Source organism: Methylophilus sp. OH31, assembly GCF_000576615.1.
Classification (GTDB): domain Bacteria; phylum Pseudomonadota; class Gammaproteobacteria; order Burkholderiales; family Methylophilaceae; genus Methylophilus.
Map to the genome: position 1 here is coordinate 14,952 of NZ_BAUS01000001.1, position 14,796 is coordinate 29,747.

At 52.2% G+C, this 14,796-nt stretch carries 13 protein-coding genes; 8 read left to right on the plus strand and 5 right to left on the minus strand.

Going from position 1 to position 14,796, the window contains the following annotated elements:
• Positions 1 to 11: 11 nt before the first annotated feature.
• Positions 12 to 635 (minus strand): outer membrane lipoprotein chaperone LolA, encoded by a 624-nt coding sequence (gene lolA, locus OH31_RS00045; RefSeq protein ID WP_024929111.1) that lies wholly within the window; start codon positions 633 to 635, stop codon positions 12 to 14.
• Positions 628 to 2,940, minus strand: coding sequence for a DNA translocase FtsK (locus tag OH31_RS00050; RefSeq protein ID WP_024929112.1), 2,313 nt, complete (start codon positions 2,938 to 2,940; stop codon positions 628 to 630). The genes lolA and OH31_RS00050 overlap by 8 nt, the downstream gene beginning before the upstream one ends.
• A gap of 122 nt (positions 2,941 to 3,062) precedes the next feature.
• Here OH31_RS00050 and OH31_RS00055 point away from each other — a divergent pair, with 122 nt between their 5' ends.
• From OH31_RS00055 to OH31_RS00065, 3 genes are all read left to right on the plus strand, one after another.
• Positions 3,063 to 3,524: a Dps family protein gene (locus tag OH31_RS00055; protein WP_019882731.1), complete on the plus strand. Its 462-nt coding sequence runs from the start codon at positions 3,063 to 3,065 to the stop codon at positions 3,522 to 3,524.
• Between the two features lie 202 nt (positions 3,525 to 3,726).
• A complete protein-coding gene (trxB, locus tag OH31_RS00060; RefSeq protein WP_019882732.1) occupies positions 3,727 to 4,677 on the plus strand; it encodes a thioredoxin-disulfide reductase in 951 nt (316 codons plus the stop codon).
• Positions 4,678 to 4,738: 61 nt separating this feature from the next.
• The gene (locus tag OH31_RS00065; protein WP_024929113.1) at positions 4,739 to 5,284 is read left to right on the plus strand and encodes a Smr/MutS family protein; all 546 of its coding nucleotides are present in this window, start codon (positions 4,739 to 4,741) and stop codon (positions 5,282 to 5,284) included.
• 44 nt (positions 5,285 to 5,328) lie between these two features.
• Here OH31_RS00065 and OH31_RS00070 read toward each other — a convergent pair whose 3' ends face one another.
• Positions 5,329 to 5,922 carry a glycine zipper 2TM domain-containing protein gene (locus OH31_RS00070; RefSeq protein ID WP_024929114.1) on the minus strand — a complete coding sequence of 198 codons (594 nt, stop codon included), beginning with the start codon at positions 5,920 to 5,922 and terminating at the stop codon, positions 5,329 to 5,331.
• Positions 5,923 to 6,046: 124 nt separating this feature from the next.
• A complete protein-coding gene (locus tag OH31_RS00075) occupies positions 6,047 to 6,712 on the minus strand; it encodes a Crp/Fnr family transcriptional regulator (RefSeq protein ID WP_024929115.1) in 666 nt (221 codons plus the stop codon).
• 217 nt (positions 6,713 to 6,929) lie between these two features.
• On the opposite strand from OH31_RS00075, the gene OH31_RS00080 reads away from it, so the two are divergent.
• Genes OH31_RS00080 through OH31_RS00090 form a run of 3 tightly spaced genes read left to right on the plus strand, consistent with a single transcriptional unit; the run spans position 6,930 to position 8,992 of the window.
• Complete coding sequence (locus OH31_RS00080) at positions 6,930 to 7,277, plus strand: helix-turn-helix transcriptional regulator (protein WP_019882737.1); 348 nt, start codon at positions 6,930 to 6,932, stop codon at positions 7,275 to 7,277.
• A gap of 9 nt (positions 7,278 to 7,286) precedes the next feature.
• Positions 7,287 to 7,718 carry a TIGR01244 family sulfur transferase gene (locus OH31_RS00085; RefSeq protein WP_019882738.1) on the plus strand — a complete coding sequence of 144 codons (432 nt, stop codon included), beginning with the start codon at positions 7,287 to 7,289 and terminating at the stop codon, positions 7,716 to 7,718.
• Between the two features lie 47 nt (positions 7,719 to 7,765).
• On the plus strand, positions 7,766 to 8,992 hold the full coding sequence (locus tag OH31_RS00090) for an FAD/NAD(P)-binding oxidoreductase (RefSeq protein ID WP_024929116.1): 1,227 nt from the start codon (positions 7,766 to 7,768) through the stop codon (positions 8,990 to 8,992).
• A 4-nt stretch (positions 8,993 to 8,996) separates the two neighbouring features.
• Here OH31_RS00090 and OH31_RS00095 read toward each other — a convergent pair whose 3' ends face one another.
• The gene (locus tag OH31_RS00095) at positions 8,997 to 10,454 is read right to left on the minus strand and encodes a leucyl aminopeptidase family protein (protein WP_024929117.1); all 1,458 of its coding nucleotides are present in this window, start codon (positions 10,452 to 10,454) and stop codon (positions 8,997 to 8,999) included.
• A 300-nt stretch (positions 10,455 to 10,754) separates the two neighbouring features.
• On the opposite strand from OH31_RS00095, the gene aceE reads away from it, so the two are divergent.
• Positions 10,755 to 13,424, plus strand: a complete 2,670-nt coding sequence (gene aceE / locus OH31_RS00100; RefSeq protein WP_024929118.1) for a pyruvate dehydrogenase (acetyl-transferring), homodimeric type — start codon at positions 10,755 to 10,757, stop codon at positions 13,422 to 13,424.
• Positions 13,425 to 13,451: 27 nt separating this feature from the next.
• On the plus strand, positions 13,452 to 14,795 hold the full coding sequence (gene aceF / locus OH31_RS00105; protein WP_019882742.1) for a dihydrolipoyllysine-residue acetyltransferase: 1,344 nt from the start codon (positions 13,452 to 13,454) through the stop codon (positions 14,793 to 14,795).
• Position 14,796 lies beyond the last annotated feature (1 nt).

The window sequence follows — 14,796 nt, forward strand, 5'->3', positions numbered from 1 at the left end:
TGCGCAGGCGATTACTCGCCCACCACATCTACCCCTTTGGGAATCGAGAACAGGAACTGGTTGGTATTCAGGCTTGGGTTGGCCTCAACATTGGAAAACACAATATGCGTGCTTTGCCCAAAAGCATCCACCAGGCGCATTTCGGCCAATTTGCTATGGTCAAACGAGATAATCACCACCTGAAAACCGCTGTCTTTTTGCTTGGGTTTAGCCTGCACGCGCTGCAGCCCTTCAAAGTCGAGCAAACGCGAGAGGCGGAAACTTTCTTCCACATTTGGCCCACCTGCCAACAGTGCGGCCGGACTGGTACCCAACACTTTATCCACTGTGCGCACAGTGACTTGTTGCAAATCGACATCGAACAAAAACACCTGACGGCCATCGCTAATAATTTGCTGCTCGTAAGGCTTTTGATAATCCCAGCGAAACTTATTCGGGCGCTGCAACAACATGGTGCCGTTGACCTCTTGCAATTTGCGCCCTTTTTGGTCAAACACCGTTTGCTTGAAGTTGGCACGCATGGCTTGTGTGCCTTGATAAAACTGTTTTAAATCATCGACGCCATCGGCCAATGCCGCTGACATCACACACCAGGCGCTGAACGCGATCAGCGCTTTGATCAATTCTTTATTCATGGTCCCCTCCAGCTTTTACGAGTACTTCACGGTTGCCATTACTTTGCATGGCAGAGACCAATCCGGCACGCTCCATATCCTCAATTAACCTAGCGGCACGGTTATAGCCAATACGCAGTTGACGTTGCACCGATGAAATTGAAGCACGGCGTGTCTTCAACACAATGGCCACCGCTTCATCATACAACGGGTCTTTTTCACCGCCAGCATCACTGCCACCCGGCAAGGCATCAAGATCGCCGCCCTCAGTCTCATTGGTGAGAATGCCTTCGATGTAGTTTGGTTCGCCCTGTGCCTTAAGGAAATTGACCACATTATGCACTTCGCCATCGCTGACAAATGCGCCATGAATACGTTGCGGATAACCGCTGCCTGGCGGCAGGTAGAGCATATCGCCCTGCCCCAGCAAAGTTTCTGCGCCCATCTGGTCCAGGATGGTGCGCGAGTCAATCTTACTCGACACCTGGAACGCCACACGTGTCGGCACATTGGCTTTAATCAGGCCAGTAATCACATCTACCGATGGCCGCTGTGTGGCAAGCACCAGGTGGATGCCTGAAGCACGCGCTTTTTGCGCCAGTCGTGCAATCAGTTCTTCCACTTTTTTGCCCACCACCATCATCAGGTCGGCCAATTCGTCGATCATCACCACGATCAATGGCATTTCTTCCAATGGCTCTGGTTCATCCGGCGTTAAGCTGAACGGATGCGGAATCGAGACGCCCTGCTTTTTCGCTTCCTGTATCTTCTGGTTATACCCGGCCAGGTTACGCACACCTAGCGTAGACATCAGTTTGTAGCGACGCTCCATCTCTGCCACGCACCAGTTCAATGCGTTAGCGGCCTGGCGCATATCCGTCACCACCGGCGCCAGCAAATGCGGGATACCTTCATAGACTGAAAGCTCCAGCATTTTCGGATCGATCAGGATCATGCGCACGCGACTGGCTTCTGACTTATACAACAAGCTTAAAATGAGGGCGTTAATCGCCACCGACTTACCGGAACCGGTAGTACCTGCCACCAGCACATGCGGCATTTTCGCCAGATCAGCCACAATCGGCTTGCCAGCAATATCTTTACCCATGGCAATCGCCAGCGGCGAGCTCTGGTCGGCATAAGCCTGGCTACCCATGATTTCAGACAGCGACACAATCTGGCGTTTAGGGTTAGGAATCTCCAGGCCCATAAAGCTTTTACCAGGGATAGTTTCGACCACACGCACACTGATCACAGACAGCGCCCGCGCCAGGTCTTTGGCCAGGTTGGTGATCTGGCTACCCTTCACGCCAGGCGCCGGGTCCAGCTCATAGCGTGTAATCACAGGGCCAGGTTGTGCCGTGACCACTTTGACTTCAATGCCAAAGTCCATCAGCTTGCGCTCGATCAGGCGCGAGGTGAAATCCAGTGTTTCTGCAGATTGCAACTCAACCGACTGGTTAGGCGCGTCCAGCAAATGCAGTGGCGGCAAGCCTTCCTGCTCAATCGCGGCAAACAACACAGCCTGCTTTTCTTTGACCACACGTTCACTGGGTTCAATCACCACCTCTGGCACGGTAATTTCAACCGGCTTGCGGTCTTCAACGCGCTTGCGCTCGGCCTCGACAAACTCTTCGCGTGCCTGCAATGCCTGGCGACCCACTTTACGGTCCTGACTATCCTGGTATTTGAGCAGGCTCCACTGGTAAAACTGGATCACCCACTCGCCCAATTGCTCGCTCATGGCAATCAGTGACCAGCTGGTAAACAGGCTGAACGAGATGGCAAACAGCACCAGCAACAGCATGGTAGAGCCAGCAAATCCAAACATATTGCGTAGCAGATGATCAATGCCACTACCAATCACGCCACCTTGCTTGAGCGGAAAATCGGCCGGAAAACTGACCAGGTGACCGGACTCAAGCGCTGCAGAAGCCAGCAGCATCAGGGCAAAGCCGACGCCATTCAACCACCAGTCATGTTTTTCAACCGGGTCCAGATGCAAGCGCTGATACATGAGCCAGACCATGTAAAAGGCCAGCACCACAAACCACCACGATGAAAAACCAAATAAGGAGAGGAAAATATCTGACACCCAGGCGCCCACAGTCCCGCCCGCATTGTGGATGATGTCATGTTCGCCAATCGCATGTGTCCAGCCTGGATCTTCATGCGAATAAGTCGCTAAAATCACCGCCAGGAACACGCCCAATGCGGCCAGCGCAATCCATGACACCTCACGCAGCAGTTTGGCATCACGCAGCTGTTTCTCCGTCGAAACTTTTTCAAGACGGACGTTAGCAACTTTTTTCTTATTAAAAAACAATATGTTGTCTCTTTCTTTGCAAGAGTGAACTTAAATGATTATAGCAAAATCAAATTGCAGTCAGGGAGACGAGGTTCTAAAATAAACAAATCACATCTATAAATCACACCCATGGAGAGCATATGGATATCGGAATTAACAATGAAAATCGCCAGGAAATCGCGCAGGGTTTGTCCAAACTGCTGGCTGACACCTACACTTTATATTTGAAAACGCACTATTTTCATTGGAACGTCACTGGACCAATGTTCAACACTTTGCATCTAATGTTTGAAACCCAGTACACCGAGCTGGCACTGGCGGTTGACCTGGTGGCGGAGCGTATTCGTTCATTGGGCGTGTATGCGCCTGGCACCTATGCCCAGTTTGCCAAACTGACCTCGATTGAAGAAACCATTGATGTGCCTAAAGCCAACGACATGATCCGTGAACTGGTTGCTGGTCATGAAGCAGTCTGTCGCACGGCGCGCAGTGTATTCCCGGCAGCAGAAAAAGCCTCTGACGAAGCCACCGCTGACTTATTGACCCAACGCCTGCAACTGCATGAAAAAACAGCGTGGATGTTACGGAGCTTGCTGGAATAATAGATAATCGATGCTGTTTTTCGGTGTAGGCTAACCTTCAGGTTATGCCGAAGCCAAAAAACAGCATGGATGTTACGCAGTTTGCTTGAGTAATACGACTGAAACCTTTCTTTAAAAGACATTAAGTGAGATGGGCATTTAAATCACAGATGCCCATCCCCATCTACATAAAAATAATTCACCAAACACTGGAAATCCCATCATGGCAACAAAACATGCCCGTTTAATGATTCTTGGCTCAGGCCCTGCTGGCTACACCGCAGCGGTCTATGCTGCTCGCGCAAACCTCAACCCGGTGTTGATTACCGGCCTGGCTCAAGGCGGCCAGCTGATGACGACTACTGAGGTCGATAACTGGCCTGCCGATGCCAATGGCGTCATGGGTCCGGAATTGATGGCGCGTTTTCAACAGCATGCCGAGCGCTTTAATACCGAGATGATTTTTGACCATATCCACACCACGCATCTCAAAGAAAAACCGATCCGCCTGGTGGGTGATAACGGTGAGTACACCTGCGATGCCTTGATTATTGCTACGGGTGCGTCAGCTAAATACCTGGGCTTGCCAAGTGAAGAGGCCTTTGCCGGTAAAGGCGTATCTGCCTGCGCCACATGTGATGGCTTTTTCTACCGTAACCAGGAAGTCGCCGTGATTGGCGGTGGCAATACGGCTGTTGAAGAAGCCCTCTACCTGGCTAATATTGCCAGCAAGGTGACGCTGGTACACCGTCGCGACAAATTCAAGGCCGAAGCGATCCTGGTCGATAAACTGATGGACCGCGTCAAGGAAGGCAAGATCGTACTGGAAACCTTCCACACGCTGGATGAAGTATTAGGCGACAACACTGGCGTAACCGGCATGCGCGTGAAAGATGTGAATGCTGGCACCACCAAAGACATTGCTCTCAAAGGCGTGTTTATCGCCATTGGCCACCAGCCAAATACACAGATTTTTGAAGGCCAGCTGGAGATGGAAGGCGGTTATATTGTGACGCAAACTGGCCGTCAGGGTAATTTTACTGCCACCAGCGTACCTGGCGTATTTGCCGCCGGTGACGTGCAAGACCATATTTACCGCCAGGCTGTCACCAGTGCTGGCACCGGTTGTATGGCAGCGCTGGATGCCGAGCGCTACTTGACCAGCCTGGAGTAAATCTAGCTGCTGAAATGAAGAAGCGCACCCCCGGTGCGCTTTTTTATTTTAAAATTACAAGATGTCACATGAGTTGCCGGACAAAGACGAAGATGATCTGACACTGTTTCACGAAGCAGTCAAAGGCGCACGCCCGGTCAAAACCAATCGCATTTCGCATGCGCCCAAAAAACCGAAACCGATCCCGCGGCAACTGATTAAAGACGAACAACAAGCCCTGGTGGATTCTTTGAGCGATCATTACATTCCCGCCCACGAACTAGAAAGCGGCGAAGAGTTACTGTATTTGCGCGAAGGCCAATCGCCTATGGTGCTGAGCAAACTGCGGCGTGGCCATTGGGTGGTGCAGGCACACATAGATTTGCATGGCCTGATCAGCGATGAAGCCAGGTTATATGTGTCTGAATTTATTGCTGATTGCAAAAAACGCGGCTTGCGCTGCGTGCGCATTGTGCATGGCAAAGGCCTGGGCTCGCGTAACAAAGAACCCGTGCTCAAACACAAACTGCGCAACTGGCTGATGCAAAAAGATGAAGTCATTGCCTATGCCCAGGCGCGCGCCAATGATGGCGGTAGTGGTGCGGTGATCGTGCTGCTCAAAGCATAAACGCGATGCCATGGCGGGCACCGCGCTTATTAACAGCCATGCATTTACCAATATTGACGATGCTGGCGTGGACCATGTCCTCTCATTGCGGCCGGACGATAGCCAGGGGCTGGCATAGGCTGAATCTGCACCACATTCGGTCTGACTAATACGGTCACATCCAATACCGGGCCTGGGTCTCTGTCCATCATGGTCGAATATTGACGACCCTGGTATTCATAATTCACCATATAGCCGGTAGTCACCGTTTGCCACTGGTCTACCATCACACACTGCTCAATCGGGCGTGTCACGATGCGCTCGTTGCCATAGGCATTCTGGTTACCGACACGATCACCAACAATTGCACCCACACCCGCGCCTACCGCAGCGGCCGCAATACGGCCATTACCACGACCAATGGTACTGCCTAACAAACCACCGGCGACACCACCGACAATCGCACCCGTATTAGAGCGACTAGATTCATATACGCTTTCACGCACATATTCGGTACGGCATTCCTGGCGTGGTTGATTGATTTGCTGCACTTGCGGTGCGACCGACAACACTCTGGCCCGGTCAATATATTCGGCATCGGCAAATGCACTCTGGCTCGCCGCCATCATAACCACGCTGGATAAGATTAATTTACGCATGCTAGTTTCCTCTCTTGAAGCACACTGCTTAATGCAGTCATGTTGTTAACGTGCATTCAATCATGAGAGATGACGAAGGGATGTATCGAAGCCGGGAGAATTTTGTATCTGGGCAGATACAGTACTACTGGCTGCTGTTCGCCAGTTTGAGCAATTCGCCACGCTGCTGGATTTCAATCACGCCGCGCCCCATGGTCAACCAGCCTTTTTGTTCCAGGCGCTTTAACTGGCGGCTGATCACCTCACGCGCCGTACCCAATTCATCGGCAATTTGCTGATGCGTGCGTTGAATCGTGTTATTACCCATGTCCAGCAGCCATTTGGCCAGGCGTGCATCCAGCGTTTGAAAGGCCACCTCATCCAACAACACGATCAGGTCGCTGATCAAGGCGCCATAATTTTGCATCACGTATTGCCTGAATACCGGTGAATCGATCATGAGTTTATGGAAAGTCGTATCCGGCACAATCACATCCTGAATTTCTTCTTCGACAATGGTCGAAGCAGGATACTGACTATTGCCTAGCAAACAGGTCGTGGTGATGACACAGGTTTCACCGGCGCCGACGCGGTACAACACAATCTCGCGGCCACTGGCTGACATTTTATAGACACGGGAGCGCCCTTTAAGCCGCAGCACATAACCACCGCAATGGTCGCCTTCACGATAGCCTATGGTGCCTATCGGCGCCTCTACGATACGTGCATATTGCGTCAGCAGCTTTTTAGCCGCATCTTCCAGCGCTTCCAGTTCAGGAAACAAGCTGATCCATGAAAGTGATTGCATCATCCCGATAACCCCCAGTATTTTTATTGTGATGGTGAGGGTTGCCGCAGCGGCCTCTCACTTTTAATTTGTGCGACAAACTTTACCACAGATTGATTTCAAACAATGATCACGGTCAATCACTTAAGTGTTAAAGCGTACACAATCTGTGACAACAGGTTTATGATTGAATTTCAACGTATAAATAGTATAAAAAATAAATGATGATTCTAGGGGTATTATGCAAACTTCGGATATTGCGGTGGATCTTTTTGACCAGTTAAGAGCATCGGCCGATCAGGCCAGCCAGTTAATGAAAGCAATGGCAAACACTGATCGGTTGTTGCTGTTATGTCAGTTATCACAAGGCGAGAAATCGGTCAGCGAGCTGGAAAACAACCTGAATTTAAGACAACCCAGCCTGTCGCAACAATTAACCGTACTGCGCGAGGCGCAACTGGTGAGCACCCGCCGTGAAGGCAAAAATGTGTTTTACAGCATAGGCAGCCCGGCGGCCCTGGCGGTGATTCAGGTATTACATCGCGAGTTTTGCCAAAAGACAGCAACCGCGCAACTAAAAAGCGCATAGGAAAGAAAGATGGACATCAAAACAATTGATCAACGCTACAGTGTGAGCGACCAGTTAACGGCAACAGACCTGGATGCACTGGCAGCCAACGGTATCAAGCTGGTTGTGAATTTTCGGCCAGATGGCGAAGGCGGCGATGCGCAGCCCCTCAGCGCGACACTTGCCGCAAAAGCAGCCTCACTGGGCATCGCCTACGCGGATATCCCGGTGTTACCCAACCAAATCAGGCCTGAGCATGTGCAGCAATTGCAGGCCCTGCTGAATATGCACCCAGGCCCTGTACTCGGGTTTTGCAGGACAGGTAACCGGGCCAGCCAGGTGTATCAACAAGCATTACATAACGGCCCGGCTTCTGCAGAAACGGCGGCCAAACCTGCCTGCTGCCAGTCTTCCGAACAAGCAGGCTTACTGCATAAAGTTAAAAGCTGGCTAAGCCCTTAACCTTACCAACGTCTTCATTATTAGAAAATTAGAAAAACTTTCATCTCATGCAAAAAACCAATTTCGACATTGTGATTATAGGCGGCGGCTCAGCCGGTTGTGCCATTGCAGCCAGCCTGAAAAAACGCGCACCGGCACTAAGCATTGCCATCATAGAGCCTTCGGAGCAGCACTATTACCAGCCAGCCTGGACCCTGGTCGGTGCCGGTGAATTTGACGCCCAGAAAACGGTACGCCCCATGGCATCTTGCATTCCGTCCGGGGTCACCTGGCTGCAGGCCGCAGTCACCAGCTTTCAGCCGGAACAACAACAAGTCAGCACCGACAAGCTGGGCAACATTCAATATCAGCAACTGGTGGTTGCTGCGGGCCTTAAACTCAACTGGGCAGGGATTAAAGGCTTGCCAGAAACGCTGGGCCAGCATGGTGTGACCTCTAACTACCGTTTTGACCTGGCGCCTTACACCTGGCAGTTGGTGCAACAATTGCAATCCGGCAAAGCCTTGTTTACCCAGCCACCAATGCCAATCAAATGTGCGGGCGCACCACAAAAAGCCTTGTATCTTTCCTGTGCCGAGTGGCTGAGCAAGGGACGCCTGGGCAATATCAAAGCGTCGTTCTACAGTAGTACGCCTGCGCTGTTTGGCGTCAAGGAGTACGTGGAGCCGCTGATGCAATATATCCGCCGCTATCAGGTAGATTTGCATTTGAACAGCACATTAGTCGAAGTGGATGGCCCTGGTAAAACAGCCTGGTTTAATGTGAAAGATGCCGACGGCAATATCAACCGTGTCAGCGAGTCGTTTGACCTATTGCATGTAGTACCGCCACAAGTTGCGCCAGACTTTATCAAGCAAAGCCCGTTAGCCAATGCCGATGGCTGGGTGGAAGTCGATCAACACAGCTTGCAACATGTGCGTTACCCGGAGATTTTCGGGGTAGGTGATTGTACCAATACACCGAATGCAAAAACGGCTGCCGCTGCGCGCAAGCAAGTAGTGATTGCGGCCGAGAACTTGTTAGCTGCCCGCGCGGGCCTCGCCCTGCCTTCACGTTATGATGGTTATGGCTCCTGCCCACTCACCGTAGAAAAAGGCAAAATCATCCTGGCCGAGTTTGGTTATGGTGGCAAAATCGTGCCGACCTTTCCCTGGGACTCGACCAAGCCTCGGCGCAGTGCCTGGTGGCTAAAGAAATATATATTGCCTTCTCTGTACTGGCACCTGATGCTCAAAGGCCGCGAGTGGCTGGCACGTTGCAGCGCTTGTGGTTAACCTTCTACTTGCCTGCCATGAAAGCCTGCAACCATTGCAAGGTGAGCGCCACGCCAAAGCCGTTCACCTCGCTGGCCACAGCGCCCAAGCCCTCTTTGTGCGCATAAGACGATAAATCGACGTGGCACCAGTCCACGTCACCCTCGATAAATTTACCTAAAAAGCGGGCCGCCAGGATATGGTCAGCATCGCTATCCATGGTGCACTGCTTGATATCGGCGATGTCGCTATCGAGCTCGCTGTCGTAGTCTTCAGCGTAAGGGAAAGCCACGAGGCGCTCACCGCTCACCGCACCTGCTTCCACCATCTGGTTTGCCAAGGCTTGGCGATTAGCCACAATGCCGCTCATGCGAGAACCCAGCGCCGTTTGCATACTGCCGGTCAGCGTGGCGTAATCTACCATCACATCTGGTTTGTCACGACTAGCCAAGGTCAAGGTGTCCGCCAGTACCATACGGCCTTCGGCATCCGTATGTACGATTTCGATGCTCATACCATTCAGGGCGGTGATCACATCATTCTGCTTGTAAGCGTTAGGGCCAATATGGTTTTGTGCCAGTGCCAGCCAGCAATCCACATTGATAGGCAGCTGTTGCGCACTGATCGCCTGCAACACGCCCACCGCCACTGCGCTGCCATTCATATCCTGGTGCATGCCCTGCATATATTTGGCTGACTTTAAATTATGGCCGCCGGTATCAAAACAAATACCCTTCCCAACCAGTGCCAGCGTTTTTTCAGCTTGTGGATGGCGGTAAGACAGTTTGACGATGGCGGCATCTTGGGGCTCAGAGCCTTGTGCCACCGCGACAAATGCACCTGCGCCCAGTTGGCGCAGTGCCTCGGTGTCCCACTCGGCATATTGCCAGCCTTTTTCGCTGGCCATGGTTTGCAGGCATTGACGGTACAAGGCTGGCGTCAGCATATTGGGCGGCGTCATGGTCAGTGCGCGGCAAACGGTATTGCCAGCCACCAATGCCGTGACTTCATCAGTCCAGGCAATATCGGCGACACCAAACACGCCGATTTCACGCAGTTTCTGGCTGGCAGTTTTTTGTTTCAGCACGGGCAAGGCTTGTGCATTCACCAGGGTGACATAAGCTGCCAATCTGGCGAGTGAGGCCGCATGTTTCTTAGAAAGTATTGCCAGGGCAATACGTGCCGGATGCTCGCTGAGTAAAGGTTTGATGGCCGTACGCAACAATGTAGTCACGCCGAATGCGGATGCTGTAGCCTCCACCTGGCACAGGCTGACCAGTGTGCCATCGGCCAACTCCAGCGTGACTGGCTTGTCTTTTAAATCGGCTGCGGTGAGGCCAGCACGCTGCAATTTAAGCGCCAGCGCATCAGCGAATGGCGATGACGAAAAAAACTTTTCTTCAAACACGACCAATATATGCTTGGCATAAGCTGATAATAAGGTTGAACTGACTTCAGAAGTTTGGGACCACTCGATGCGCATATCTTTAGAAAACACTCTTATATAAAACATTAAATAAACGTAGCAAATACCTGTAGTTAGGCATGATTCATTCATGCAAAACTTGACCAAAAGCGCCAAAAAAGAGACACTTACAGTTGATAGCTAGGTTGCTGAGGCTCATCACCTAAATTCAGCAACGTGTTACCATAAAAGCAGTGTCCAATTTCGGAATCCCTTCTTGGTAATCAACACTTTCCTCAGCGCTAGGCATGGCCAGGTGCGGGATACTAGGTGCTAGATTATACGCATAGCGACTAAAAACTCGGAGAATCCTCACGCATGGCAACGCATTCGCAAGCACACCTCAATGAAACCGACGCACAAGAAACGCAAGAATGGCTAGAAGCCCTCAGTGCCGTCATTGAGAATGAAGGGCCAGAGCGCGCCCACTTCCTGCTGGAAGCAATGATTGATCAGGCCCGCCGTTCCGGCGGCCATTTGCCTTATAAGGCAACCACCTCTTACGTCAATACCATCCCCACCCACTTGCAGGGCAAACTGCAAGGAGACCCGGAGATGGAGCGCCGTGTACGCGCACTGATTCGCTGGAATGCGATCATGACCGTGTTGCGTGCCAACGAAAAATCGCCAGGGATTGGCGGCCATATTGCCAGCTTCCAGTCAGCAGCAACGCTATACGATGTAGGTTTTAACCACTTTTTCCGCGCTGCCAACGAAAGCTTTGGCGGCGACTGTATTTACTTCCAGGGCCACTCCTCACCAGGCGTGTATGCGCGTGCTTTCCTTGAGGGCCGTATCTCTGAAGAACAAATGGACAACTTCCGCCAGGAAACTGGTGGCAATGGCCTGTCCAGCTACCCTCACCCTTGGTTGATGCCTGATTTCTGGCAGTTCCCAACCGTATCTATGGGCCTGGGCCCATTGGCTGGTATTTATCAGGCACGTTTCCTCAAATACCTGCATAACCGCGGCATTGCTGATACGGCTGACCGTAAAGTATGGGTATTCTGCGGTGACGGCGAGATGGACGAACCGGAATCACAAGGCGCGATTTCACTGGCTGCACGCGAAGGCCTGGATAACCTGATTTTTGTCATTAACTGTAACTTGCAACGCCTGGATGGCCCGGTGCGCGGCAACGGCAAAATTATCCAGGAACTCGAATCCAACTTCCGCGGTGCGGGCTGGAACGCGATCAAGGTCATCTGGGGCTCCTACTGGGATCCACTGCTGGCCATGGACAAAGACGGCATTCTGCGCAAACGTATGGAAGAATGTGTGGACGGCGAATACCAGAACTTCAAACAAAAAGGTGGCGCGTACACACGTGAGCACTTCTTTGGCAAATATCCTGAGCTGCGTGAAATGGTCGCGGCCATGTCAGATGCTGATATCTGGCGCCTGAACCGTGGCGGCCACGATCCACACAAAGTATTTGCAGCTTACCAGTCTGCAGTGAACCACAAGGGTCAACCTACCGTTATCCTGGCTAAAACCGTTAAAGGCTATGGCATGGGTGAAGCTGGTGAAGGCCAGAACACCACGCACCAGCAAAAAAGCATGGATATCGCCTCACTGAAAGCGTTCCGTGACCGCTTTGACTTGCCATTGACTGACGAGCAAGTAGAAAACCTGTCTTACTACCGTCCGGCCGAAGACAGCCCGGAAATCAAATACATGATGGAACGCCGCTCTGCTTTGGGTGGCTTTGTGCCTAGCCGTCGCCGTAAAGGTAACGAGTTGACCGTGCCTGAACTATCTGCATTTGAAAACATGCTGGGTGCCACCGGTGAGCGTGAAATTTCGACCACCATGGCCTTTGTGCGTATTCTGTCTACACTGGTACGTGACAAGCAAGTCGGTAAATATGTGGTGCCTATCGTGCCAGACGAAGCGCGTACCTTCGGTATGGAGGGCATGTTCCGTCAATTAGGTATTTACTCTTCTGTCGGCCAGTTGTACGAGCCACAAGACTCTGACCAGGTGATGTTCTACAAAGAATCTCAAAGTGGCCAGATTCTGGAAGAAGGCATTAACGAAGCTGGCTCTTTCGCCAGCTGGCTGGCGGCCGCGACGTCTTACAGCGTCACCGGCACGCAAATGATTCCGTTCTATATTTACTACTCCATGTTTGGTTTCCAGCGGATTGGCGACTTTGCCTGGGCCGCCGGTGACAGCCGCGCACGCGGCTTCTTGCTGGGTGCCACCGCAGGCCGTACCACTTTGAACGGTGAAGGTTTGCAGCACGAAGATGGCCATAGCCACCTGATGTCCGCCACGATTCCAAACTGCGTGTCTTATGACCCAACGTTTGCTTACGAGCTGGCCGTGATCATTCAGGAAGGCATGCGCCGCATGGTGCAAAACCAGGAGGATGTGTATTACTACATCACCCTGATGAACGAAAACTACACTCATCCTGCCATGCCGGAAGGCAGTGCTGAGGGCATCCTCAAAGGCATGTATAGCTTCAGCAAGTCCAAAGCCAAAGGTCCTAAGGTTCAGTTAATGGGTTCCGGTGTGATTCTGCGTGAAGTGATTGCTGCCGCTGAATTGCTGGAAAAAGACTGGGGCGTGTCTGCTGACGTGTGGAGCGTGACCAGCTTTACCGAGTTGCGCCGCGATGGTATTGATGCCGAGCGTCACAACCTGCTGAACCCGGAAGCCAAGCCTAAGCTAAGCTACGTTGCTCAAGCCTTGGCAAAAGCTGAAGGCCCGGTGATTGCGTCCACTGACTATATGCGTTCGTTTGCTGACCAGATCCACAACTATGTCCCTAATCGCTTTGTCGCACTGGGCACCGATGGTTATGGCCGTTCTGACTCACGTGAAGCACTACGCAGCTTCTTTGAAGTTGACCGCTACTACGTGGTACTGGCCGCACTGAAAGCCTTGGCGGATGACGGCAAGCTGCCAGCAAGCAAAGCGACCGAAGCGATCAAAAAATATAATATCGACATTACTCGTGCCAACCCGGCCACGATCTAAGGTCACGACATAAGGAAAGTATAGAATATGTCTATCAAAGAAGTACTGGTGCCGGATATCGGCAACTTTGACAGCGTCGACGTGATTGAAGTCCTGGTCAGCGTGGGTGACACCGTGGCCAAAGAAGACTCGCTGATTACCGTGGAGTCTGACAAAGCCTCCATGGACATCCCTTCTTCATTGGCTGGGGTGGTCAAAGAGATTCATATCAACGTTGGCGACAAAACCAAGCAAGGCGCGCTGATTCTAACGCTGGATACCACTGCCGAAGCAGCACCGGCTGAGAAAGTCGCCCCGCAACCAACGGCCACGCCAGTCGTGGCAACGGTCAAGGTTGATGAAAAAACAGTGGCTATTCCTGAGCCAACACGCCCGGTGGCCGAAGTGCCGCAAGTAGTGCAACCGCAAGCGACCCCGAACCCGGTCGCAGCCAGCAGTGTTGCCAGCAGCGGCAAACTGGCGCATGCCAGCCCTTCTGTGCGTAAGTTTGCACGTGAGCTTGGCGTTAACTTGTCACTGGTCAAAGCCAACGGCCCGAAAAACCGCATTCTACAAGCGGATGTACAAGCCTACGTTAAAGGCGAGCTGTCCAAGCCACGTTCTGAAAACATGGGCGTGGGTGGCGGTTTGAGCACCTTGCCAATGCCAGTGATCGATTTCAGCCAGTTTGGCAGCATCGAAAACAAACCACTGTCACGCATCAAGAAATTGTCCGGTGCCAACCTGCACCGTAACTGGGTGACCGCACCGCACGTCACACAGTTTGATGAAGCCGACATTACCGACCTGGAAGACTTCCGTAAGTCTATGCTGGCCGAAGCAGAAAAACGTGGCGTCAAACTGACCTTGCTGGCTTTCCTGATGAAAGCGGTGGTCAACGCATTGCGTACCTACCCTAACTTTAACGCGTCACTGTCACCAGAAGGTGATAGCCTGATTCTCAAGCAGTATTACAACATCGGCTTCGCCTGCGACACGCCAGATGGCCTGGTAGTACCAGTGGTGCGTGATGTGAACCAGAAAGACGTGATGGATATCGCACGCGACCTGGCTGACCTGTCTGCCAAAGCACGCGAACGCAAGCTGAAAGTAGAAGAAATGCAAGGCGGCTGCTTTACCATTTCCAGCCTGGGCGGTATCGGCGGCACCATGTTCACGCCTATCATCAATTGCCCTGAAGTGGCGATTTTAGGCGTCTCGCGTGCGGCCATGCAGCCTGTCTACAACAAAGACACCGGCGGCTTTGACCCACGCCTGATCATGCCACTTTCACTTTCTTACGATCACCGCGTGATCGACGGTGCAGACGGTGCAAGATTCACCAGCCACCTGCGAGTGATGCTGAGTGATGTGAGAAGGTTGTTACTCTAAG

What these genes read in the sequence shown, in the direction of transcription:
- aceE (WP_024929118.1), top strand. Translation starts at nt 10,755, where the DNA reads ATGGCAACGCATTCGCAAGCACACCTCAATGAAACCGACGCACAAGAA.
- OH31_RS00065 (WP_024929113.1), top strand. Translation starts at nt 4,739, where the DNA reads ATGTCACATGAGTTGCCGGACAAAGACGAAGATGATCTGACACTGTTT.
- trxB (WP_019882732.1), top strand. Translation starts at nt 3,727, where the DNA reads ATGGCAACAAAACATGCCCGTTTAATGATTCTTGGCTCAGGCCCTGCT.
- OH31_RS00075 (WP_024929115.1), bottom strand. Translation starts at nt 6,712, where the DNA reads ATGATGCAATCACTTTCATGGATCAGCTTGTTTCCTGAACTGGAAGCG.
- lolA (WP_024929111.1), bottom strand. Translation starts at nt 635, where the DNA reads ATGAATAAAGAATTGATCAAAGCGCTGATCGCGTTCAGCGCCTGGTGT.
- OH31_RS00055 (WP_019882731.1), top strand. Translation starts at nt 3,063, where the DNA reads ATGGATATCGGAATTAACAATGAAAATCGCCAGGAAATCGCGCAGGGT.
- aceF (WP_019882742.1), top strand. Translation starts at nt 13,452, where the DNA reads ATGTCTATCAAAGAAGTACTGGTGCCGGATATCGGCAACTTTGACAGC.
- OH31_RS00085 (WP_019882738.1), top strand. Translation starts at nt 7,287, where the DNA reads ATGGACATCAAAACAATTGATCAACGCTACAGTGTGAGCGACCAGTTA.
- OH31_RS00070 (WP_024929114.1), bottom strand. Translation starts at nt 5,922, where the DNA reads ATGCGTAAATTAATCTTATCCAGCGTGGTTATGATGGCGGCGAGCCAG.
- OH31_RS00090 (WP_024929116.1), top strand. Translation starts at nt 7,766, where the DNA reads ATGCAAAAAACCAATTTCGACATTGTGATTATAGGCGGCGGCTCAGCC.
- OH31_RS00080 (WP_019882737.1), top strand. Translation starts at nt 6,930, where the DNA reads ATGCAAACTTCGGATATTGCGGTGGATCTTTTTGACCAGTTAAGAGCA.
- OH31_RS00095 (WP_024929117.1), bottom strand. Translation starts at nt 10,454, where the DNA reads ATGCGCATCGAGTGGTCCCAAACTTCTGAAGTCAGTTCAACCTTATTA.